The 20,889-nt window shown below is 62.4% G+C and carries 20 protein-coding genes; 16 read left to right on the top strand and 4 right to left on the bottom strand.

What is annotated here, in order from left to right; genetic code table 11:
- Nucleotides 1–18: 18 nt before the first annotated feature.
- On the bottom strand, nucleotides 19–1,815 hold the full coding sequence (locus tag KP001_RS21855; protein WP_239027872.1) for a DEAD/DEAH box helicase: 1,797 nt from the start codon (nucleotides 1,813–1,815) through the stop codon (nucleotides 19–21).
- Nucleotides 1,816–2,159: 344 nt separating this feature from the next.
- Between KP001_RS21855 and KP001_RS02890 the strand changes: the two genes are divergently transcribed.
- Nucleotides 2,160–2,375 (top strand): outer membrane protein assembly factor BamD, encoded by a 216-nt coding sequence (locus KP001_RS02890; RefSeq protein ID WP_217288091.1) that lies wholly within the window; start codon nucleotides 2,160–2,162, stop codon nucleotides 2,373–2,375.
- Between the two features lie 266 nt (nucleotides 2,376–2,641).
- On the opposite strand, the gene KP001_RS02895 is transcribed toward KP001_RS02890, so the two are convergent.
- From KP001_RS02895 to KP001_RS02905, 3 genes are all read right to left on the bottom strand, one after another.
- A complete protein-coding gene (locus KP001_RS02895) occupies nucleotides 2,642–3,820 on the bottom strand; it encodes a hypothetical protein (RefSeq protein ID WP_217288092.1) in 1,179 nt (392 codons plus the stop codon).
- The gene (locus tag KP001_RS21860) at nucleotides 3,817–3,990 is read right to left on the bottom strand and encodes a hypothetical protein (RefSeq protein WP_239027873.1); all 174 of its coding nucleotides are present in this window, start codon (nucleotides 3,988–3,990) and stop codon (nucleotides 3,817–3,819) included. Before KP001_RS21860 ends, KP001_RS02895 begins: the two co-directional genes overlap by 4 nt.
- A gap of 364 nt (nucleotides 3,991–4,354) precedes the next feature.
- Nucleotides 4,355–4,765: a c-type cytochrome gene (locus tag KP001_RS02905; RefSeq protein ID WP_217288093.1), complete on the bottom strand. Its 411-nt coding sequence runs from the start codon at nucleotides 4,763–4,765 to the stop codon at nucleotides 4,355–4,357.
- Between the two features lie 173 nt (nucleotides 4,766–4,938).
- Here KP001_RS02905 and KP001_RS02910 point away from each other — a divergent pair, with 173 nt between their 5' ends.
- From KP001_RS02910 to pyrG, 15 genes are all read left to right on the top strand, one after another.
- Nucleotides 4,939–5,259, top strand: a complete 321-nt coding sequence (locus KP001_RS02910) for a hypothetical protein (RefSeq protein WP_217288094.1) — start codon at nucleotides 4,939–4,941, stop codon at nucleotides 5,257–5,259.
- 281 nt (nucleotides 5,260–5,540) lie between these two features.
- Entirely contained in the window at nucleotides 5,541–5,972 is a 432-nt protein-coding gene (locus KP001_RS02915) for a Fur family transcriptional regulator (RefSeq protein WP_217288095.1), read from the top strand.
- A 166-nt stretch (nucleotides 5,973–6,138) separates the two neighbouring features.
- Nucleotides 6,139–8,130, top strand: a complete 1,992-nt coding sequence (gene feoB / locus KP001_RS02920) for a ferrous iron transport protein B (protein ID WP_217288096.1) — start codon at nucleotides 6,139–6,141, stop codon at nucleotides 8,128–8,130.
- 274 nt (nucleotides 8,131–8,404) lie between these two features.
- Nucleotides 8,405–8,587, top strand: coding sequence for a hypothetical protein (locus KP001_RS21865; RefSeq protein WP_224957549.1), 183 nt, complete (start codon nucleotides 8,405–8,407; stop codon nucleotides 8,585–8,587).
- Between the two features lie 54 nt (nucleotides 8,588–8,641).
- Complete coding sequence (locus KP001_RS02925; RefSeq protein WP_217288097.1) at nucleotides 8,642–9,286, top strand: metal-dependent transcriptional regulator; 645 nt, start codon at nucleotides 8,642–8,644, stop codon at nucleotides 9,284–9,286.
- 338 nt (nucleotides 9,287–9,624) lie between these two features.
- Nucleotides 9,625–11,421, top strand: coding sequence for a methyl-accepting chemotaxis protein (locus KP001_RS02930; protein ID WP_217288098.1), 1,797 nt, complete (start codon nucleotides 9,625–9,627; stop codon nucleotides 11,419–11,421).
- Between the two features lie 18 nt (nucleotides 11,422–11,439).
- On the top strand, nucleotides 11,440–11,796 hold the full coding sequence (locus KP001_RS02935) for an STAS domain-containing protein (RefSeq protein ID WP_217288099.1): 357 nt from the start codon (nucleotides 11,440–11,442) through the stop codon (nucleotides 11,794–11,796).
- The gene (locus KP001_RS02940) at nucleotides 11,796–12,161 is read left to right on the top strand and encodes a response regulator (protein ID WP_217288100.1); all 366 of its coding nucleotides are present in this window, start codon (nucleotides 11,796–11,798) and stop codon (nucleotides 12,159–12,161) included. The genes KP001_RS02935 and KP001_RS02940 overlap by 1 nt, the downstream gene beginning before the upstream one ends.
- On the top strand, nucleotides 12,158–14,248 hold the full coding sequence (locus tag KP001_RS02945) for a chemotaxis protein CheA (protein ID WP_217288101.1): 2,091 nt from the start codon (nucleotides 12,158–12,160) through the stop codon (nucleotides 14,246–14,248). The genes KP001_RS02940 and KP001_RS02945 overlap by 4 nt, the downstream gene beginning before the upstream one ends.
- A gap of 19 nt (nucleotides 14,249–14,267) precedes the next feature.
- A complete protein-coding gene (locus KP001_RS02950; RefSeq protein ID WP_217288102.1) occupies nucleotides 14,268–15,140 on the top strand; it encodes a CheR family methyltransferase in 873 nt (290 codons plus the stop codon).
- On the top strand, nucleotides 15,140–15,634 hold the full coding sequence (locus KP001_RS02955; protein ID WP_217288103.1) for a chemotaxis protein CheD: 495 nt from the start codon (nucleotides 15,140–15,142) through the stop codon (nucleotides 15,632–15,634). Before KP001_RS02950 ends, KP001_RS02955 begins: the two co-directional genes overlap by 1 nt.
- A complete protein-coding gene (locus KP001_RS02960; RefSeq protein ID WP_217288104.1) occupies nucleotides 15,635–16,702 on the top strand; it encodes a protein-glutamate methylesterase/protein-glutamine glutaminase in 1,068 nt (355 codons plus the stop codon).
- 57 nt (nucleotides 16,703–16,759) lie between these two features.
- Nucleotides 16,760–17,995, top strand: coding sequence for an EAL and HDOD domain-containing protein (locus KP001_RS02965; RefSeq protein WP_217288105.1), 1,236 nt, complete (start codon nucleotides 16,760–16,762; stop codon nucleotides 17,993–17,995).
- A gap of 196 nt (nucleotides 17,996–18,191) precedes the next feature.
- Nucleotides 18,192–18,947 carry a 3-deoxy-manno-octulosonate cytidylyltransferase gene (kdsB, locus tag KP001_RS02970; RefSeq protein ID WP_217288106.1) on the top strand — a complete coding sequence of 252 codons (756 nt, stop codon included), beginning with the start codon at nucleotides 18,192–18,194 and terminating at the stop codon, nucleotides 18,945–18,947.
- A gap of 141 nt (nucleotides 18,948–19,088) precedes the next feature.
- Entirely contained in the window at nucleotides 19,089–20,693 is a 1,605-nt protein-coding gene (gene pyrG, locus KP001_RS02975) for a CTP synthase (protein ID WP_217288107.1), read from the top strand.
- Nucleotides 20,694–20,889 lie beyond the last annotated feature (196 nt).

Here is a 20,889-nt window from a genome sequence, read left to right on the forward strand (position 1 = left end):
CTCCTCGACCAGGCCCTGTTACGACGCACCGGCTGGGTGCCCCTGCTGCGTTTCGCACCATTCCAGGAACAGGGCGATCTTTTCCGAGTAGAAGAAATCGCGGTCCAACTCCTCGGCGCGCCAGAAGGGGATGATCTGCTGCGGCTTCCGGGCCGGGACCACCAGGACGGTGCTGTGGCTGATCTCGGTGATCTGCCAGACCTGCGCCCCGAGCGCGAAGGTGTCGCCGAGCCTTCGTTCCCAGACGAACTCCTCGTCCAGTTCCCCGATCTTCGCCCCGTTTTCTTTGAGGCGAAGCTCGAAGTACCCCCGTTCCGGGATGGTGCCTCCCTCGAGGTAGACCAGCATGGAGAGCGCCGGCCGCGTCTCGATCGTTTCCTCCAGACGGTCCACCGTCACCCGGGGGCGCAGTTCCGGCACGTGGGAATCGGTGTACTTCCCTTCCAGCATGCCCACGACCAGATCGAACTGATGCCGGGAAAGGTTGCGGTAGGGGTAGCTGCATCTGATGAAGTCGTAGAGTTCGTCCAGGTGCCACCGCTCGGGGAGCCCCATGGCGAGTATGATCTGGGCCAGCAGGTCCAGCGGGGCTTCCACCGGGTGCAGTTCCTCGATTTCGCCATCGGCGATGGCGCGTGCGATCACGGCGGCGCAGACGAAGTCCATGCCGTAGGTGGGAAAGAGGACGCCACTGCTGACCTCGCCAACGCCGTGCCCCGATCGGCCGATGCGCTGGATGGCCGAGGAGATGGAACGCGGCGTCTGGATCAGGACCACGCTCTCCAGTTTGCCGATATCGATCCCCAGCTCCAGTGAATTGGTCGCCACTATCGCCTTCAGTTCGCCGCGCTTCAGACGCTCCTCTACCGCCAGCCGGATTTCCCGGGAAAGCGACCCGTGGTGCGAATAGGCAAGTTCCTCCCCCGACAACTCGTTGATCAGTCGCGTCACCCGCTCGGTGGTTCTCCTGCTGTTGGCGAAAAAGAGCGTGGAGCTATGCCTGTTTATGATCTCTGTGAATCTGCCCACTAGGGCCGGCCAGAATTCTTCCCCGTCACCGGGGGAGACCGCGGAAGGCGCGCTGATTTCCAGTTCGAACCTCTTTTGCCGCTCTCCCCGGACCAGGGCTATGGGGCGCGGCTGGTAGCGCTGGCCGGTCAGGCGCAACCCCGCCACGAAATCGGCGACGGTCTCCAGGGGGCGCACCGTGGCCGAAAGGGCGATGCGCTGAAACTCCCCGCTTAACAGCGTGAGCCTTTCCACCGCCGTTATGAGGTGGGTGCCACGCTTGTCCCCGGCTACTGCATGGATCTCGTCCAGAATTACGGTGGCGACGCCGGTGAGGGTGGCCCTGCTTCCCTTGGAGGTGACCATGATGTTGAGGCTTTCGGGGGTGGTGATCAGGATCTCGGGGGGGTGACGCAGCATCCTGCGTCGTTCGTCGCCGGGGGTGTCGCCGCTTCTGGTTTGGACGGCGATAGCGGGGAACTCCTCGCCCTGCGCGTCGAAGAAAGCACGCAGTTCACCAAGCGGCGCGAGCAGGTTGCGCCTCACGTCGTTGTTGAGGGCCTTAAGCGGCGAGACGTACACGACCCGCGTTTCGCCACGGGGCCAGGCCCCGGTGACCAGCTGGTTGATCGCCCACAAAAAAGCCGCCAGGGTCTTGCCGCTCCCCGTCGGCGCGGTGACCAGGACGTGGCGTTCCTGGCTGATCTCCGTCCACGCGCGCAACTGGACATCGGTTGGCTCTCCGACTTTCTCGAGGAACCACTTCTGGATCAGCGGGTGGAAATGTCTCAATACGGGCAGCGGCATAGCTATGACTTTAGGCTACGGGAGCGGTTTATTCAAGGAGTGGCGAGACTGGCATTGAGTTTCACGCACGGGTGAAACGACAAAGCCCCCCTCCCATGCAAGGGAGGGGGGCTGGGAAGTGAGGGGAAGTGCTGCGGACTACTCGCTGCAGAACTGCCAATCCTGGCCATCCCCGCTGATCGCGGTCACGACGGAGCCCCGGCGGGGGGCGGGGCGCGGTGAATGGCGGATGGATGTGGAACGGGAAAAAATATTTACATGGGCAAGGCCTTAATGGTAATGGTGCCTTCTGTTCATACTGTCGGGAAGGATCATCCGCCGTGGCGGATCTGAGGGAGGTAAGGATGAAGAAAGTGGTAATGGGTGCGCTGCTGCTGGCGGCGTTTTGCGGCTGCGCCGCGGACAAGGGGAAGGAACTCTTCGACACCGCTCAGTTCGAGGAAAAGCAGAACAACAGGGAACACGCGAGACAGCTGTACCAGGAAATAGTGGCGAAGTACCCGGATAGCCCAGTGGCGAAACAGGCGCAGGAGAGATTGTCCGTGCTGGGCGCCAAATAACCCGCTGTACCTCGGCTTGAGCCCACAACCTGACCCCAGCCGTCCCCGGGAACACCGGACGACCCGGGGGGGCAGCTCTCCCCCTCCCTTGACTGGAGGGGGCGGGGGGGGGAACGTGCCATTAGCGCAAATGTGGCACCTACCCCCACGCCCTAACCCCATCCCGCAAGGTGAGGGGGGACTTTCCCCGTCACTGCGACAACGCGGACAAAGCTGCCCCAGGGGGACTTTCGCGGCTGAGTGGCGGTTGGAGCGCGGCATGAACTTCAGCCGCTCCTCAGAAACTGCTCCGGCACCAGGCTCGTGGCGAGCATCACCATGTTGATGTCGCCGTGAGACCTCCAGTGTTCCGTCCCCTTTCTCATCTCCTCGATCCAGAACGCTTCGATCTTACTCGACATCTTGTGAAACCACAGCATCGCCTCGAGCCGGGGTTGCAGCCAGGGCGCCAGTTCGCCCCCTCGCGCGTCGGGGTACTCCTCGAACACCCTGGCGAGGCGCGCGGCTCCCTTCAGCCCGATGGAGAGTCCCAGCTCGCGAAACGCCAGACGGTACCTGGCCTGCTGATCGAGAAAGGTGGCTGCCAGATCCTCGAGGGACAAAAGCCCGTCGTGCACCATCCGCTGGAAGAGGGCGATGTCCTGGAAGGCGTCATTGATGATGAGTTCGCCGCTCCGGCAGGCGTCGACCAGAATGCTGCCGATGCCGAGGGTGTCGTCGGTACTGAAGTCCCTGTTGCGGCACATCCCGGTCAACTCCCGGACCTCCCGCTCTAGGTCCGGCAACTCCTGGTCGGTGAATCCGCGGGCGGCAAAGAGGAGTTCGCAGCAGGTCACCAGGCCGTCCAGCGGGTCGTGCTGCCCCACCGAGGGCACCAGGGAACGCCTGAGGTCGCTGCTCATCTTCCAGTGGAGCCCGAAGGAGCCATCCGGCGCGGCGCTGAAGCGAAAGGCCCTGTGCGCCGTTTGCGCGAGCTCCATCGCCCAACGCAGATACCCTGCCTCGCCGGTTACCCGGCTCATGCGGCCCAGGGCGCGCATCCACTTGGTCAGGTAGTGATAGTACTGCCCGTCCCGCTCCCATTCCAGGCGCTCGTCCATCGGTTCGTCCGGCGCGCGCTCGTCCACCTTCTTGCCGATGCGCAGCCCTCCCCGGGTCGGATGCCGTGCACCCTCCTCTTCGCCGAGCCCGCTCAGCCAGCCGCTCCTGGCCGAGTCGGGACGGTGCCGCCCCAGGGTCTGATGCACCTGGTCGACCAAGTGCCGCGCCAGCATCAGCCATTCCTCGTCCTGGGTGCGGTGATAGAGCTCCAGGAAGTTGAATACCGCGAAGGCGTCGGTCCAGAGATAGCGTCGTGGTGACTTGTTCTCCTGGGACACTCCGGTTTGGGCTGCGAAATCCAGCATGATCTCCCCGGCCAAGTTGATGCGTTCCTCCTTGTTCATGTAGCCTCCCTGGTCACGGCGCTTCCGGTCAGGTAGCGGTTGTGGGCGGGCCACAGCCCCATGACCTGGAGCAGGATGGCGACCTCGCCGATGTGATAGGCGTTGTGGTCGGCGGCGAGCAGCACCTCCCTGAAGATGCTGTACTCCGGGGCGTGGGGCAGTGGAGCCAAAGGTCGATCTATTCGTCCCGGACCAGGTCCTTGAGCGCTTCGAGGTCTGCCCGAAAACGTTCACAGCTGTCGCGCCAGCTGGCCTCGTCCGTGGTCCGGCCAGGAGACGGGCGGTAGCCGGCGGGGTAATCCGGGGAGCGGCCCCCTCCCGGGATCCGTCGATGCAGAAGATAAAATATTTATAATCTTTTGATTTTTTTGCAAGTGCAATGAGCCAGGAGGGAACATCATGAACGCTTTTTTCGCCTCGCCCGCAGCACACCGCTGCCGCAACCTGCGCGAGGCCGGGTCACGGGGGAAGTGAACTGGGTCACAAAGCGGGAAGTGCCGGCGGGGGCGTCATGGCCCCCACCGGAGATGCGGATTACGGGAAGGTGGCGAGGATGTACTGGCCGATCTTCTTGGCGTCGTCGTTGGAGATCATCCCTTCGTCGAACTTGTTCATGCCTGGACCGGGGTTGCGCATGATCTTGACGATGTCCTCGGGCTTGGTGATCTTGCTTCTGTCGGCCATGGCCTTGGCGCTCAGCGTTTTGGACGGGGTGATGGTGTTGCCGCCGTTGGGATGGCAGACCGCGCAGTGCTGCTTGAAGAGCTGCTCGCCCGTGAGACCTGTCGCCGACGGCGCGGGGGGCGCCGTCGATGTTGCCGGCTTGGCCGTCGAGACCACGCTTTGCGGAGGTTGCGCCTGCTCCTCGCTCTTCTTCTTGCAGCCTGCCGCAGCACCGGTAATGAGTGCCAGTATTGCCACTGTTACAACCAAACGCCTCTGCATGTGACACCTCCTGTTAGATTGTTTTCATCCGGCGAGTATATCAGATAAAAGCAACTGCGCCGGAATGCGGTCCATTTTCATCGTCGCTTTTTTGAGGCGGCGTTTGACATGGAGTTGGTCGATGCTAATGTTTAGCGTTCCCGCCATCCTGACCTCTACCGGAGGAGCCGCATATGAAGAAGACTCCGATCGCCATCGTGTTGCTGCTGTTGTCCCACGTGGTGCTCTCTTGTGCGGGAGATGGAGAAGTGGTGCATCGTGGCAACGGCAAGTTCCTTCCCGATCAGCGTGATGTAGAGGCTAGTCCCACGCAGGAGAACGCCTGCGACTGCTGCCAGAAATGCAAGGCTGCCACGAAGGAGGCGAAGCCGCAACTGGAAGAGGACACCAGCAAGGAATCCGGCTGCGAGGCATGCTGCCGAAAGTGCGGCCGCCCGGTACAGCCGCTCCCCGAAGACATCCCCCCCGAGATCACCAAGCCCGGACCGAAATGAGTCGTCCGCAAGGGCGCCGCTGTCTCCATCCCCGCCCAAAAGACATAGTCCTCGTTCAACTGTCATCTCCGGTGACAGTACGGGCTCCGCGAGTCAACCAACAGAGTGCCTCTCACCTGCAGACAGGCGGTGACTCAGGGTAGTGCCTGCGGTCCCACTCCGGCGCGTCCCTCTCTCCGGTCCTGAGACAAACATTTCGCCTTCCCCTTCTGTCATTAAAAAAGAGTTGACAGTGACAGCGCCGCTCGATATCATGACATCCACTTTCAATTGGGGTCCTCATGAAACGAGCCAAGAAAAAAGCTTTCGCCGACTTCATGTCCCAGAGGGGACTCAAGTCGACCAAGCAGCGCGACATCATCCTCGACTGTTTCCTTTCCAGCGACAGGCATCTGAGCATAGAGGAGTTGTATCTGAAGCTCAGGTCCAAGCACCCGAACATCGGCTACGCCACCGTGTACCGCACCCTCAAGCTCTTCGCGGAGGCCGGGATCGCCCGCGAGATGCAGTTCGGCGACGGGCAGACCCGTTACGAGCACGTAAGCGAAGGGGAGCACCACGACCACCTGGTCTGCACCAAGTGCGGCCACATCGAAGAATTCGAAAACGAAACCATCGAGAAACTGCAGGACGAGGTGGCCAACAGCCGCGGCTTCCTCATCGAGCGCCATCGCCTCGAAATTTACGGTCTCTGCGCCACCTGCAGGAAGTAGCGCGCCTGCCCGCACGAAGGATTCATTAGCGTCCTTACGTGCCGGTTGCGGCTGCAGCTGCTAAGACCTTGAATCTCGCGACATAATAAATTTTCCCGCCATCATGAAAGTGACATTCATTGGCATTTCATTGGCAAACGAACGTTAAAGAGGGGTAGGTAGAGTCATGTCATTTTTCGGTAAGAAGGGTTCCTGTCACGAAACACCCACCGTCAGCAGTACCGGCGCCAAGAAAGTGGCCCTGGTCGGGAATCCCAACGTCGGGAAAAGTGTGCTCTTCAACGCGCTGACCGGCGCTTACGTCACCGTCTCCAACTACCCCGGCACCTCGGTGGAGGTTTCCCGCGGCACTACCGCGATCAACGGGGAGGAGTTCGAGATCATCGACACCCCGGGGATGTATTCCATCCTTCCCATAACCGAGGAGGAGCGGGTCGCCCGCGAGATCCTGCTCACCGAGCGGCCGCACCTCGTGCTGCACGTGCTCGACGCGCGCAACCTGGAGCGGATGCTCCCCATGACCCTGCAGTTGATCGAGGCGGAGCTCCCGGTGGTCCTGGTGGTCAACATCATGGACGAGGCGGCGCGCATGGGGCTCGAGATCGACATCCCCCTGCTGTCCCAGCGTCTGGGCATCCCGGTGATCGGCGCCGCCACCGCGAAGAAGGTCGGCCTTCCCGAGATCAGGGCGGCCATCGCCGGCTTCACCGCGAGCACCGTCGCACCCTTTGGGTACTCCCGCCTCATGGAATCGGATATCGCCGCGATCTCCGGCTGCCTGAAGGGGGAATACATCCTCTCCAGGAAGTCGCTGGCGCTCCTTCTCCTGCAGGGTGACGACGAGGTGGCGGAACTGGTGCGCGACAGCGAGGGTGACGGGTTCGCCCAGGTCGAGACCGCGGTCAAGGAGAAGCGCTTCGAGCGCAGGGAGTCCTTCCACCTCGACCTCTCCATGGAACGCAAATCCATCGTCAAGAAGGTGCTCGACGGCGCCTTCAGGACGCCGCAGAAACGGGTGGTCACGCTGGCGGAGCGCATCTCCCGCCTGACCGTGCGTCCGGCCACCGGGATCCCGCTGCTCCTCATCGTGCTCTATTTCGGCCTGTACCAGTTCGTCGGGGTGTTCGGCGCCGGGACCCTGGTGGACTTTCTTGAGGGGAAGGGGTTCGAGGAGCATTTCAACCCCTGGATAACCGGGTTAGTGAAGGGTAACGTCCCCTGGCCCGTCATCCAGGAACTCTTCGTCGGCGAGTACGGCATCATCACCCTCGGTTTTCGCTACGCGGTCGGCATCATCCTCCCCATCGTGGCGACCTTTTTCCTCTTCTTCTCCGTCCTCGAGGACAGCGGCTACTTCCCGCGCCTGGCGCTTTTGGTGGACCGGGTCTTCAAGACCATGGGGCTCACCGGCCGCGCCGTGATCCCGATGGTGCTCGGTTTTGGCTGCGACACCATGGCCACCATGGTGACCCGGACCCTGGAGACGGTGCGCGAGCGCGTCATCGCGACGGTGCTTTTGGCGCTGGCGATTCCCTGCTCCGCGCAGCTGGGGGTGATCATGTCGCTTCTGTCCCAAAGCCCCCGCGCGCTTTTGGTCTGGAGCCTCTGCCTGTTCGGCATCTTCCTCCTGGTGGGGCTCCTCGCCGCCAAGGTGCTCCCCGGCGACACCCCGATGTTCTACATGGAGATCCCCCCCATGCGGCTGCCGCAGTTCTCCAACGTGCTGACCAAGACCTACACCCGGATGCAGTGGTACTTCATGGAGATACTGCCGCTGTTCATCCTGGCCTCGGTCCTCTTGTGGCTGGGGAAGATAACCAACTTCTTCGAGAAGATGATAAACGTGATGACGCCGGTGATGGCTTCCCTGGGGCTTCCCAAGGAGAGTGCCGTCGCCTTCATCTTCGGCTTTTTCCGCCGCGACTACGGCGCCGCCGGCCTGTACGACCTGCAGAGCAAGGGGCTCATGAGCCCGCGCCAGCTGACCGTGGCCGCCGTGACCCTGACCCTGTTCATCCCGTGTGTGGCGCAGTTCCTGATCATGAAGAAGGAGCGTGGCTGGAAGGTCGCCATCGGCATCGGCCTGTTCGTCTCCACCTTCGCCTTCGGCACCGGCTGGGTGTTGAACCGCTTCCTGCTCCTGACCAACATCGTGTAACGGCATAAAACCTATTCAAACAGGGATGAAGGGGATCAAGGGGATCAAGGGGATTAGAGGCAAAAACTTTTCTCACGCAAAGACGCAAAGACGCGGAGAACTACAGAAACTCAAAGTTTTCAAACCCTTAGGAGCTTTTTGGTTTACCCCCAGGACCCTGCTTTCTTTGCGACTTTGCGTCTTGGCGTGACACCGGGTTTTGTTTCAGGTGTTATCCCTTTCATCCCCTTCATCCCTGTGAAGGTAGAAGGTGGGACGTGTTTTAGAGGTTTTCATGAGATGCGGATTTTGCGGACACGAGTTCGCGGAGAGCGAAGGAAACGTGGGGTGCAAAAATTGCCCGATGTCATCCGGCTGCAAGATGGTAAAATGTCCCCGCTGCAATTATGAGAACCCGCCGGAGCCGGCTCTCGTTAAAGGGATTAAGAAGATATTCGGCAAGAAGGATCGAGAGTAGCGCCTGGGCCCGTGGGCCGCACAATGACCCCGAGTGAGGGAAAAAGGAGAAGGTATGAAGCTTAGCGATAAAGCGGAAGAGATACTGGAGGCGCTCTGGATCGAGTCGGAGGAGAAGGGGACCGGCTACGCAGAACTGGACCGGATGGAGATCGAGGCCTCCGATCCCGCCTACCACGAGCTCTCCGCGCACGCCCTGGTGGAGATCAAAGGGGGGCGCATCTACTTCCGCCCCGAGGGGCGCGAGGAAGGGCGCATGACCATCAGGCGGCATCGCCTGGCGGAGAGGCTCATGATGGACGTCTTGAACATCAGGGGCGAGAGCGGTGACGTGAAGGCGTGCCAGTTCGAGCACCTCTTGAACGAGGGGGTGGACAGCAAGGTCTGCACCATGCTGAATCACCCGGCGACCTGCCCCCACGGCAAGCCGATCCCCCCCGGGGAGTGCTGCGAGGAGGCGCGCAAAAGCGGCGATCTCGGCGTCGTGCCGCTCACCGAGCTGAAGCCGGGTGACGAGGGGGACATCGCCTACATCCTGACCGAGGACAGCAAGAAGATGCAGAAGCTGATGGCGATGGGGGTCCTCCCGGGGAACCGGATCTCCCTTTTGCAGGCGTTTCCCTCCTACATATTCAGGGTGGGGTTCTCCGAGTTCGCCATCGATTCGGCCATGGCGCGGGAGATTTTCGTCCGGCGCTAGGGCTCCGGAGCCGGCTTTCGCCCCGGCTCGAACCGGCAACGCTTTGACAGACAAGGGCGTCCCTTAACGGGGACGCCCTTTTTTGTGGTTAAAGATGCCCGAAATCATTGGCGATCCGGGGTGAATCGCCGTTTTCGGAGCTCCAGCGGAACCGTGCCCCGGGGTAAACGCCAATGAGCGCGGGCACTTCCCATTAAATTGCCGAAGTTTCGAATTACATGAGAAAAAGCCTTCAAGATCTGTCCACGAGTGTCGATAAAATAACTCAACCGGGCCCGCCTTGAGAACTTCGGGCCAGGCGCCCGGCTGACCAACACTTAGGGAGCAAAAGGAAACTTATGATAGCTGCCGGCAATGATACCAGTGCCCAGGAAACGGAAGTAAGGGCGCTCGCGCCGGGATGGTCCGGCGTCCTGGCCAAGGCTGCGGCGGAACTGGCCGTGATCGCGGGGACCACCGAGGACGAGTTCCTTGCCATCGGCGGCAGGCTGCAGGACTTCTACCAGCGCGGTCTGGGGATTTCCGGGCTTGCCTCCGAGATGGTGGGGGAGGTCGCCGGCGACCACGTGACCGGCGCCATGGACCGGCTGGGGGAGATGCTCGACCACATGGGGCACTACGTGGACCGGGCCCAGAGCGAGATCGAGGGGAGTGCCCAGACGCTGCGCGAGATCCTCGTGCTTCTGGAGAAGGTGGGCGATCCGCTGTCGGGGTTCAAGAAGGTGAACAAGGTGCTGCGGATGCTCGGCATCTCCACCAAGATAGAGAGCGCGCGCCTCGGGCAGAGCGCGGCCGGGTTCGACACCCTGGCCAGCGACGTGGGAGAGCTTTCGGTCCAGGTCAACGACAAGGCCGCATTCATAATGAAGAGAAAGGATGACCTGGCGAGGGAGATCGAGCGTACCCTGACCGGTGTGCTGGAGACCGGCGCCCAGCAGCACGACAAGGTCATCGAGATCCTGGGGCGGACCAAGGCGAGCCTGCAGTCCCTGACCGAGATCAACGCGCGCTGCTCCAGTTCGGTCGCGCTCGTTTCCGCCGTCTCGGACGAGGTGTACCGCTCCATCGGCGACGTGGTCATGTCGATGCAGGCCCACGACATCGTGCGCCAGCAGATCGAGCATGTCCACGAGGCGCTTTACGAGGTCAAGGACGGCCTGGACGCGGGGAGCTGCGGCGCCGACGCGACAGCCACCATCTGCGAGTTGCAGATGGCGCAGCTGCGGCACGCCTCCGACGAGCTGGACTCCGCGGTGCGGGTCATCATGGAGAGCCTGAGGGAGGTGGCCAGGAAGCAGTCCGGCCTCTCCGCGCAGACCAGCGGCATGGCCGGCATCGCCGACCAGGCAGGGGGAAGCTTCTTCACCGGCATGGAGAAGGACATCTCGGTGGTGAGCGACGCGCTCCTGGAGAGCTCGAAGGTGAACCAGGCGCTGTGCCTCGCCATGGGAACCGTCGCGGAGACGGTGGGCGAAATCGCCACCTTCGTCGGGGACATCGAGAAGATCGGCGAGGAGATCAAGCTGATCGCCCTCAACGCCCAGATCAAGTCGGCCTATACCGGTGACGAGGGAGCGGCGCTCGGTGTGCTGGCCGAGGCGATCCAGCGCCTCTCCATCGACGCCATCGACCACACCGGCGCGGTCTCCGGCACCCTGCAGGGGATCATCGCGGTCACCGACCGTCTGAGCGAAGGGGTGAACGTGGAGACCACGGGGCTCGAAAGCGAGGTGCACGGCATGGTGCAGACCCTTTCCGGCCTGGTGAACACGCTGCGGCAGGTGAACGACACGCTGCAGCACTCTCTGCACAAGATGGACGACGCCGTGAGCAGGCTTTCCACCGACATCGAGCAGGTGGTCTCCGGGATCACGGTGCACCGCAAGGTGGCCCAGGTGCTGGAGGAATCGGTCCGGTCCATCTCCGGCGTCGCGGCCGAGGCCCGCAGGCTCGCCCCGGCCGGCAGCGCCGGAAACCTGGACCAGCTGGCCCAGCGTTACACCATGCAGAGCGAGCGCAGGATCCACGAGTCGCTGAGCGGCCCCGCCACCGGGGGGAGGATGCCGACCCAGTCGGCGCCGCCGCCGCCCGCGGACGACGAAGATGAGCTTGGCGGAAACGTGGAACTTTTCTAAACAAAGGCGAGGATCCATATGGATGAAGTGAAGTTGGAACGCATGACAGACCCGCAGGGGACGGAGATCCTCAAGGTATCCGGCGGAGTCGGCATCTGCGAGGCCGGGGAATTCCGGGAGGCCCTTCTCCTGGCGCTCGAGGCGGCCCCGGAGGTGCGGGTCGATGTCACCGGGCTGACCGGGATCGACCTTACCGGGCTGCAGCTTCTGTGCTCGGCGCACCAGAGTGCGGTGCGCCGCGGCAAGAACCTGCACATTTTCGACGGCGGCAACGCCACCTTCCGCGACACGGCGACCGGCGCCGGATTTCAAAGGCACACCGGGTGTCCGCAAGATCGAGCTTGCAGTTGCATCTGGGTAGGAGGAGAGAGCTAATGGCCAAAGTGATAATGACAGCCGATGATTCTGCCAGCGTGAGGCAGATGGTGACCTTCACCCTGAAGCAGGGTGGCTACGACGTGGTGGAGGCGGTGGACGGCAAGGATGCGCTGCAAAAGCTCTCCACCACCAAGGTGGACATGCTGATCACCGACCTGAACATGCCCAACCTGGACGGCATCGGGCTGATCAAGGGGGCAAGGGCGCTGGCCAGCTGCAAGTTCATCCCCATCGTCATGCTGACCACGGAGTCCCAGGACTCCAAGAAGCAGGAAGGAAAGGCGGCCGGCGCCACCGGCTGGATCGTCAAGCCTTTCAAGCCTGAACAACTCATGGCGGTTGTGAAGAAGGTGCTGGGATGATGGACCTCCATCGGCAGGCGTTCAAGGAAGAGGCATACGAGCTCCTGGCGGAACTGGAGTCATCGCTTCTGGAGCTTGAGGAGCGGCCCGATGACCAGGATCTGATCGGCAGGGTGTTCCGTGCCATGCACACCATCAAGGGATCAGGCTCCATGTTCGGCTTCGACGACATCGCGAGCTTCACCCACGAGGTGGAAACCGTCTTCGACATGGTGCGTAACGGCAAGCTTAGCGTCACGAGCCGCCTGGTGAACCTCACCCTGGCCGCCCGCGACCAGATCCGGGCCATGCTCGACGCCGCCGACAGTGGCGCGGAAGCCGACCTGCAGGCGAGCGCCGCGATCATCGTCGGGCTGCGCGAGCTGGCGGGGTTCGGCGGCGGCGTTGCGGAAACAGACGAGCGGCACGAGGAGGCTCTCGTGCAGCAAAAGGATCCCGTCACCTACCGGATCCGCTTCGTGCCTCCCCGCGACATCTTCGTCACCGGCACCAACCCGCTGAACCTGCTGGCCGAGATGAAGGAGCTCGGGACCTGCACCGTCGTGGCGCAGACCGACGGGTTCCCGCCGCTTGAGGAGATGGACCCGGAGGGATGCTACGTCTACTGGGACGTCATCCTCACCACCGACCAGGGCGAGAACGCGGTGCGCGACATCTTCATCTTCGTGGAGGACGACTGCGAGCTGAAGATCGACGTCGTCGCCGAGCACAGCCGCTACGACGAGCAGCAGGATTACAAGAAACTCGGGGAGATCCTCCTGGAGCGGGGGGACATCACCCCGCAGGAGATGAAGGAGGTGCTCTCCCGCCAGAGGAGGTTCGGCGAACTTGCCGTCGCCGAGGGGATTCTCCCCGAAGGGAAGGTGCAGTCGGCCCTGGCCGAGCAAAAGCATGTGAAGGAGGTCCGCCAGGAGAAGCAGGTGGCGGACGCCTCCTCCAGCATCCGCGTCCCGGCCGAGCGGCTCGACCTCCTGGTGAACCTGGTGGGCGAGATGGTGACGGTACAGGCGCGCCTGTCGCAGACGGCGGCGCAGCGCGACGACGCGGAGCTCATGGCCATCGCCGAGGAGGTCGAGCGCCTGACCGCGGAGCTGCGCGACAGCGCCCTGAACATCCGCATGCTCCCGATCGGGAGCACCTTCAGCAAGTTCAAGCGCCTGGTGCGCGACCTCTCGGCGGAGCTCGGCAAGCAGATCGAGATGACCACGGAAGGGGCCGAGACCGAACTGGACAAGACGGTGATCGAGAAGCTGAACGATCCCCTGGTGCACCTGATCAGGAACAGCATCGACCACGGTATCGAGCTTCCCGAGGTGCGCGAGGCCGCCGGCAAACCCGCGCGCGGCACCGTGCACCTCGCGGCGGTCCATTCCGGCGACAGCGTCCTCATCACCATAGCCGACGACGGGGCGGGGCTGGACAAGGAGGCGATCCGCACCAAGGGGATCGAGCGGGGGATCATCCCGGCCAACGCCGAGCTCTCCGAGAAGGAGCTCTTCTGTCTCATCTTCGCCCCCGGCTTCTCCACGGCCAAGACCGTCTCCTCCGTCTCGGGTCGCGGGGTGGGGATGGACGTGGTGAAGCGTGCCATCGAGAACCTGCGCGGCAGCATCGACATCACCAGCGTGCGCGGCCAGGGAACCCGCATCACCGTGAAGATCCCGCTCACCCTGGCGATCATCGAGAGCCTCCTGGTGAAGATCGGCGACGACTCCTTCATGATGCCGCTGGCCCTGGTCGACGAGTGCGTCGAGCTGACCCGCGAGGACGTCGCCCGCTCGCACGGCAGGAACCTGGCCCACGTGCGCGAGCACCTGGTCCCCTACATACCGCTTCGGCGGCACTTCAAGATTTCCGGCGCCCCCCCCGAGATCGAGCAGATCGTGATCACCCAGGTCGACGGGATGCGGGTCGGTTTCGTGGTGGACCATGTCATCGGGGAGCACCAGACCGTGATCAAGTCGCTCGGGCGCGCCTACAAGGACACCGAGGGGATCTCGGGCGCCACCATCCTCGGGGACGGTTCCGTCGCCCTCATCCTCGACATCCCGCAGCTGGTGCAGGCGGTCGAGACGGAACAGAACTGACGAGGAGGATGCAGCGCCTATGCAAGCAGCGAGGGCCATTATGGAAGAAGGTGTCATCGACCACAGCGCAACCCTGTCGGCGCGCGACTTCGGCAGGCTGAGCCGCTTTATATACGACACCTGCGGCATAAAGATGCCGGAGGTGAAGAAGACCATGCTGGAGGCGCGCCTGCAGAAACGGCTGAGAAGCCTCGGCATGCACAGCTTCACCGACTACTGCGATTTTCTCTTTTCCTCGGCCGGCATGGAGCAGGAACTGGTGCCGATGCTGGACATGGTCACCACCAACAAGACCGACTTTTTCCGGGAGCCGGAGCATTTCAACTACCTGACCCAGACCGTGCTCCCCGAGTGGGTGAAGCGTCATCCGGGAGGGACCCTGGCCATCTGGAGCGCCGGCTGCTCGTCCGGCGAGGAGCCCTACACCCTCTCCATGGTCCTCTCCGAGTTTGCCCTCAGAAACCCGGGGTTCGACTTCAGGATTCTCGCCACCGACATCTCCACCCGCGTCCTGGACAAGGCTAAGACCGCCATCTACACGGAAAGCCAGGTCGAGCCGGTCGCCATGGAGCTCAAGAAGAAATATCTGCTGCGCAGCAAGGACCGCTCCAGCGGCATGGTGCGCATCGTCCCGGAATTGCGGGATAAGGTGCGCTTTCGCCGTCTCAATTTCATGGACGATGACTTCGGCATGCGCGAGCATCTGGACATCATCTTCTGCCGCAACGTCATCATCTATTTCGACCGCCCCACCCAGGAGAAGTTGCTGCAGCGTTTCCACCGCCACATGAAGCCCGGTTCCTACATCTTCATGGGGCACTCGGAAACCCTGAGCGGCCTCGACGTGCCGCTGGTGAGCGTCTATCCCACTGTGTACCGCAGGCCACGGTGATGCCGTACGCGCAGAGCCGTGTGGTCTACCTGAAACCGGGCCAGATAATGGTAAGCTCTGACCCGGTGCTGGTGGCCACACTCCTTGGCTCCTGCGTCGCGGTCACCATTTTCAATTACCGCCTGCGGCTGGGAGCGATCTGTCACGCCCAGCTTCCCGGTGACGGCAGGTTCACCGGCGGCGAGGTGCACGAGGGGGCTGGCAAGTACGTCGATACGGCCATCCGCGAGATGCTGGAGTGGCTGCTGAGCCGGGGGGCGCTGCGCGGGGAACTCGAGGCGAAGGTCTTTGGCGGTTCCGACATGTTCGACGTCCGTGGCAGAGGACGCAGCGTAGGCCGGGAGAACGCGGAGATGGCGCTGAAAATCCTGGCGCGCGAGTCGGTCCGGGTCGCCAAGCAGGACCTCGGGGGGGAGCGCGGGAGGAAGATCATCTTCCACCCCCACACCGGGGAGGTTTACTTGAAACGGCTGCGAAAATCGGGGGTCTGTTAAATGCCCAAGAAGATAAAGGTGCTCATCGTTGACGACTCCGCCGTGGTGCGTCAGACCATGGTGGAGATCCTCTCTTCCGACCCGCAGATCGAGGTGATGTCGACCGCGGGCGATCCCTTCATCGCCGCTGACCGGATCAGGCAGGAGGTCCCCGACGTCATCACCCTCGACGTCGAGATGCCCCGGATGGACGGGATCACCTTCCTGCACAAGATCATGAGTCAGCATCCCATCCCGGTGGTGATGTGTTCGAGCCTGACCGAGAAGGGGTCGGAGACGGCCCTGAAGGCCCTGGAGTACGGGGCGGTGGAGATCATCCAGAAGCCGCGCCTGGGGACCAAGGCGTTTCTGGAGGAGTCCCGGGTCCGGATCTGCGACGCGGTGAAGGCGGCGAGCCAGGCCAGGCTCAGGCGGGTATCCGCGGTCACGCACCAGGTGTCGCCCAAACTCACCGCCGACGTAATCATGGACAAGCCCAAGAGCCAGGCGATGATGCAGACCACCGAGAAGGTGGTGGTAGTCGGGGCCTCCACGGGGGGGACCGAGGCGTTGCGGACCTTTTTGGAGTCGCTGCCGGCGGACTCCCCGGGGATCGTGATCGTGCAGCACATGCCGGAGGGGTTCACCCGCGCCTTCTCGCAGAGGCTGGACGGCCTGTGCCGGATCACGGTCAAGGAGGCCGAGAACAACGACACCGTGGTGCGCGGCCGGGCCCTCATCGCGCCGGGAAACCACCACCTGCTCCTGAAGCGCAGCGGCGCGCGCTACTACGTCGAGATCAAGGACGGCCCCCTGGTGTCGCGCCACCGCCCCTCGGTCGACGTGCTGTTTCGCTCCGCCGCGCGCTACGCCGGGAAAAACGCCGTAGGGGTGATCATGACCGGCATGGGGGATGACGGCGCCCACGGCATGCTGGAGATGAAGCAGGCCGGCGCGCTCAACATCGCCCAGGACGAGGCGAGCTGCATCGTCTTCGGGATGCCCAACGAGGCGATCAAGCTGGGAGGAGTCGACTACATCCGTCCCCTGGACTCCATCAGCCGCGAAGTCTTGAAGCTGTGCAACTAAACGGCTGAACGGCCGTTCAGGTTGAACCTTGAACGTCTTTTGCTTTTAGAGGTTTTCATGCTTGAGGAAAAGTTCTTTCTGGGGCGCCAGCCCATTCTGGACCGGACCCAGCAGATCATGGGGTTCGAGCTCCTGTTCCGCTCGCCGGAAAGCCTGTACGCCGCGAACATCCTCGACGTGCAGGCGGCGAGCGCCAGCGTGATCGTGAACGCGCTGACGCAGTTCGGCATCCAGGACGTGCTCGGGAGGCACAAGGGCTTTTTCAACGTGACCCGCGAGGTGCTGATGAGCGACGCGGTGGAGCTCCTGCCCAAGGAGCGCGTGGTGATCGAACTGCTGGAGAGCATCGTCGCCGACCAGGAGGTGGTGGAACGCTGCCGCTCCCTCAAAGCCCTGGGGTTCAGCCTCGCCCTGGACGACCACGTCTACTCCCCCGCCTTCCATGACATCTACCGCATGATCGACATCGTCAAGGTGGACGTCCTGGAGACTCCTGCGCAGTCCCTGCCGGAAATGGTGGAGAACCTCAGGAAGTGGCCTCTCACGCTCCTGGCCGAGAAGGTCGAGAACGCTGAGCACTACAAGTTCTGCTCGCAGCTTGGCTTCGACCTCTTCCAGGGGTACTACTTCGCCCGCCCCGTGGTGCTCAGGCAGAACAAGATCGACATCGGCAAGATCACCATGATGCAGCTCATGAAGCAGGTGATGGCCGACGCCGAGTGGGGGGAGATCGAGGAGACCTTCAAGCAGAACCCGGGGCTCACCTACAACCTGCTCCGCCTGGTGAACTCGGTCGCCATGGGGCTCAGGGTCCGGATCAAGACGCTGCGTCACGCCCTGACCGTGCTCGGCCTTGAACAGCTCAAGCGCTGGATCACCCTCGCGCTGTACGCGAGCAACGATCAAAACGGGGTGCAAAGCCCGCTTCTGGAGATGGCGGCGACCCGCGGCAAGTTGATGGAGCTTCTCATCCTCGCGTCGCGTGGCCGGGGCGCGGGGGAACTCGCCGACCAGGGGTTCATGGTCGGCATCCTCTCCCTCATCGACGTCCTCTTCGAGGACTCCATGGCCGAGCTGGTCGGCAAGCTGAACCTCGTGGAGAACGTGAAGAGCGCCCTTTTGCACCGAGAGGGTGACCTGGGCGGGCTCCTGGTGCTCGCCGAGATGCTGGAGCGGGCCGATTTCGCCGCCGTGAGCGAGCAGCTGGATATCTGCGAACTGGAGCTGGACCAGCTTCTCTCCGCACAGCTGGAGACCTTCTCCTGGGCCGACAAGCTGAGCGCATCTCTCTAATTTCACTCCTTGACACGAACCTTTCTTTTGATGTAACTTGTTTCGTCCCGCCAGACAAGGGACGGAGCCCGCGGTTAAGGCTGCGCTCCACCGGCTAAAATCGCAGCAAAAGCCAGCCACAAAAAATCACCAAAACCACAACCGCAACCAGGACTCGATGCCGGCCCGACCGGTGCGGGTCGTACTGAGACGCCACATGAAAATAACCGCGGTAATTCCCGCCAGGTATGCTTCTACGCGTTTTGAGGGTAAGGCATTGGCGGACATCATGGGGAAACCCATGGTGCAGCATGTGTATGAGCGCGCCTCCCGGGCCAACCTCGTTTCCGATGTGATAGTGGCGACCGATGACGAGCGGATCGCCGCCGCGGTGCGCGCCTTCGGCGGTCGCGTCGAGATGACCTCCGCTGATCACGAGACCGGGACCGACCGGCTGGCCGAGGTTGCGGGAAGGCTCGATGCCGACATCATAGTCAACGTGCAGGGGGACGAGCCGCTCATCGATCCGGCCATGATCGACCAGGCCATCGCCCCGATGCTGGAAGATCCGTCCATCCCGATGGCGACCCTCAAGTGCCGCATAAAGACGCTGCACGACTTCCTTTCGCCGAACGTGGTGAAGGTGGTCGCCGACCCGAAGGGGAACGTGCTCTACTTTTCCCGTTCGCCGCTGCCGTTTTTCCGCGACAAGTGGAACGACCTGAAGGACGACGCCTTCTGCTGCGGGAAGCTCCTGTGCTACAAGCACGTGGGGCTCTACGTGTACCGCAGGGAGTTCCTCCCGGTGTTCGCCTCGCTTCCGCCGAGCTATCTGGAGATGGCCGAGAAGCTCGAGCAGTTGCGGGTGCTGGAGAACGGCTACCGGATCAGGATCGTCGAGACCGAGTGCGAGTCCATCGGTGTCGACACCCCGGCCGACCTGGAGAAGGTGCTGGCCAAGCTTAAAGGGTAACCACCTTGACGGCCGTTCTAAGTTCTACGTTCCAGGTTCTACGTTTGGAACCTTTTTAGCCGCATATTATTCAGTCATGTTCTTTGTTCCTGTTCGAAACATGGAACGTAGAACAGTTTCTAGTTTCCGGAGGTTTTTTAAGTGAAGACAAAATTCATCTTTGTTACCGGCGGCGTTGTCTCCTCCATAGGTAAGGGACTCGCCGCCGCTTCTTTGGGCGCTCTGCTGGAGGCACGGGGGCTTCGGGTCACCATCCAGAAGCTGGATCCGTACATCAACGTCGATCCGGGCACCATGTCTCCTTTCCAGCACGGGGAGGTCTTCGTCACCGACGACGGCGCCGAGACCGACCTGGACCTCGGGCACTACGAGCGCTACACCTCCAGCAAGCTCTCCAAGAAGAGCAACTTCACCACGGGACAGGTCTACTTCTCCGTCATCGAGAAGGAGCGCCGCGGCGACTACCTGGGGGGCACGGTGCAGGTCATCCCGCACATCACCGACCAGATCAAGGCCAACATCCTTGAGAACGCCAAGGGGAGCGACATCGCCATCGTCGAGATCGGCGGCACCGTGGGCGACATCGAGTCGCTGCCGTTTCTCGAGGCGATCCGCCAGTTGAAGAGCGACCGGGGTGCGGGGAACGTGCTGTACCTGCACGTCACCCTGGTTCCCTACATCAGGACCGCGGGCGAGCTGAAGACCAAGCCGACCCAGCACTCCGTCAAGGAGCTGCGCGAGATCGGCATCCAGCCCGATATCCTCCTCTGCCGCTGCGAGCAGGAGCTTCCCCAGGACATGAAGGCGAAGATCGCCCTCTTCTGCAACGTCGAGGAGAAAGCGGTCATCACCTCCCGCGACGCCGAGCACATCTACGCGGTGCCGCTGGCCTTGAACCTGGAAGGGCTTGACGACCAGGTGGTCGAGAAGCTCAACATCTGGACCAAGGCGCCGGATCTCTCCCACTGGCAGCAGGTGGTCTCCAAGCTGACCAACCCGGGGTGCGGCGAGGTCCGCATCGCCGTGGTCGGCAAGTACGTCGACCTCAAGGAATCCTACAAGTCCCTCTCCGAGGCGCTCACCCACGGCGGCATCGCCAACGACTGCCGCGTGAACCTCGTTTACCTCGACTCCGAGAAGATCGAGGAGGAGGGGACCGACAAGTACCTCGCGGACGTGGATGGCATCCTTGTCCCCGGCGGTTTCGGCGAGCGCGGCACCGAGGGGAAGATCAAGGCGATCGAATACGCCCGCGTCAACAAGGTCCCCTTCTTCGGCATCTGTCTCGGGATGCAGATGGCGGCCGTCGAGTTCGGGCGCAACGTCTGCCAGCTCCCGGAGGCGTTTTCCAGCGAGTTCAAGCCGGCCTGCAAGAGCCCGGTGATCCATCTCATGGAAGAGCAGAAGGGTGTCGACAAGAAGGGGGGCACCATGCGTCTGGGCGCGTATCCCTGTTCCCTCACCAAGGGGACCTTCGCCCAGAAGGCCTACGGCGCGACCGAGATCTCCGAGCGTCATCGTCACCGCTACGAGTTCAACAACGCCTTCAGGGCCGCGCTTGAAGAGAAGGGGATGATCATCTCCGGCGTGTACAAGGAAGGGAACCTGGTGGAGATCATCGAGCTCCCCGATCACCCGTGGTTCCTGGGGTGCCAGTTCCATCCCGAGTTCAAATCGAAGCCGCTCAACCCGCACCCGCTGTTCAAGGCCTTCATCGGCGCCACCAAAGCGCGGAAAGGCAATTAGAACAGGGATAAAGGGGATAAAAAGGATAACTGCGAGAAGCGGTTGTAACGCAAAGCCGCAAAGACGCAAAGACGCAAAGAACACAGGATCAAACAGACTGAGTTTTGGTTTAACCCAAAATCTTTATAAGGTTTTATCCCGTTTATCCCTTTTATCCCTGTTAAACGGTTTGCTTTGCTTTACTTTGCGTCTTTGC

It is taken from the genome of Geomonas subterranea (assembly GCF_019063845.1).
Taxonomy (GTDB): domain Bacteria; phylum Desulfobacterota; class Desulfuromonadia; order Geobacterales; family Geobacteraceae; genus Geomonas; species Geomonas subterranea.

What these genes read in the sequence shown, in the direction of transcription:
- KP001_RS21855 (WP_239027872.1), bottom strand. Translation starts at nt 1,815, where the DNA reads ATGCCGCTGCCCGTATTGAGACATTTCCACCCGCTGATCCAGAAGTGG.
- KP001_RS02890 (WP_217288091.1), top strand. Translation starts at nt 2,160, where the DNA reads ATGAAGAAAGTGGTAATGGGTGCGCTGCTGCTGGCGGCGTTTTGCGGC.
- KP001_RS02895 (WP_217288092.1), bottom strand. Translation starts at nt 3,820, where the DNA reads ATGAACAAGGAGGAACGCATCAACTTGGCCGGGGAGATCATGCTGGAT.
- KP001_RS02905 (WP_217288093.1), bottom strand. Translation starts at nt 4,765, where the DNA reads ATGCAGAGGCGTTTGGTTGTAACAGTGGCAATACTGGCACTCATTACC.
- KP001_RS02910 (WP_217288094.1), top strand. Translation starts at nt 4,939, where the DNA reads ATGAAGAAGACTCCGATCGCCATCGTGTTGCTGCTGTTGTCCCACGTG.
- KP001_RS02915 (WP_217288095.1), top strand. Translation starts at nt 5,541, where the DNA reads ATGAAACGAGCCAAGAAAAAAGCTTTCGCCGACTTCATGTCCCAGAGG.
- feoB (WP_217288096.1), top strand. Translation starts at nt 6,139, where the DNA reads ATGTCATTTTTCGGTAAGAAGGGTTCCTGTCACGAAACACCCACCGTC.
- KP001_RS21865 (WP_224957549.1), top strand. Translation starts at nt 8,405, where the DNA reads ATGAGATGCGGATTTTGCGGACACGAGTTCGCGGAGAGCGAAGGAAAC.
- KP001_RS02925 (WP_217288097.1), top strand. Translation starts at nt 8,642, where the DNA reads ATGAAGCTTAGCGATAAAGCGGAAGAGATACTGGAGGCGCTCTGGATC.
- KP001_RS02930 (WP_217288098.1), top strand. Translation starts at nt 9,625, where the DNA reads ATGATAGCTGCCGGCAATGATACCAGTGCCCAGGAAACGGAAGTAAGG.
- KP001_RS02935 (WP_217288099.1), top strand. Translation starts at nt 11,440, where the DNA reads ATGGATGAAGTGAAGTTGGAACGCATGACAGACCCGCAGGGGACGGAG.
- KP001_RS02940 (WP_217288100.1), top strand. Translation starts at nt 11,796, where the DNA reads ATGGCCAAAGTGATAATGACAGCCGATGATTCTGCCAGCGTGAGGCAG.
- KP001_RS02945 (WP_217288101.1), top strand. Translation starts at nt 12,158, where the DNA reads ATGATGGACCTCCATCGGCAGGCGTTCAAGGAAGAGGCATACGAGCTC.
- KP001_RS02950 (WP_217288102.1), top strand. Translation starts at nt 14,268, where the DNA reads ATGCAAGCAGCGAGGGCCATTATGGAAGAAGGTGTCATCGACCACAGC.
- KP001_RS02955 (WP_217288103.1), top strand. Translation starts at nt 15,140, where the DNA reads ATGCCGTACGCGCAGAGCCGTGTGGTCTACCTGAAACCGGGCCAGATA.
- KP001_RS02960 (WP_217288104.1), top strand. Translation starts at nt 15,635, where the DNA reads ATGCCCAAGAAGATAAAGGTGCTCATCGTTGACGACTCCGCCGTGGTG.
- KP001_RS02965 (WP_217288105.1), top strand. Translation starts at nt 16,760, where the DNA reads ATGCTTGAGGAAAAGTTCTTTCTGGGGCGCCAGCCCATTCTGGACCGG.
- kdsB (WP_217288106.1), top strand. Translation starts at nt 18,192, where the DNA reads ATGAAAATAACCGCGGTAATTCCCGCCAGGTATGCTTCTACGCGTTTT.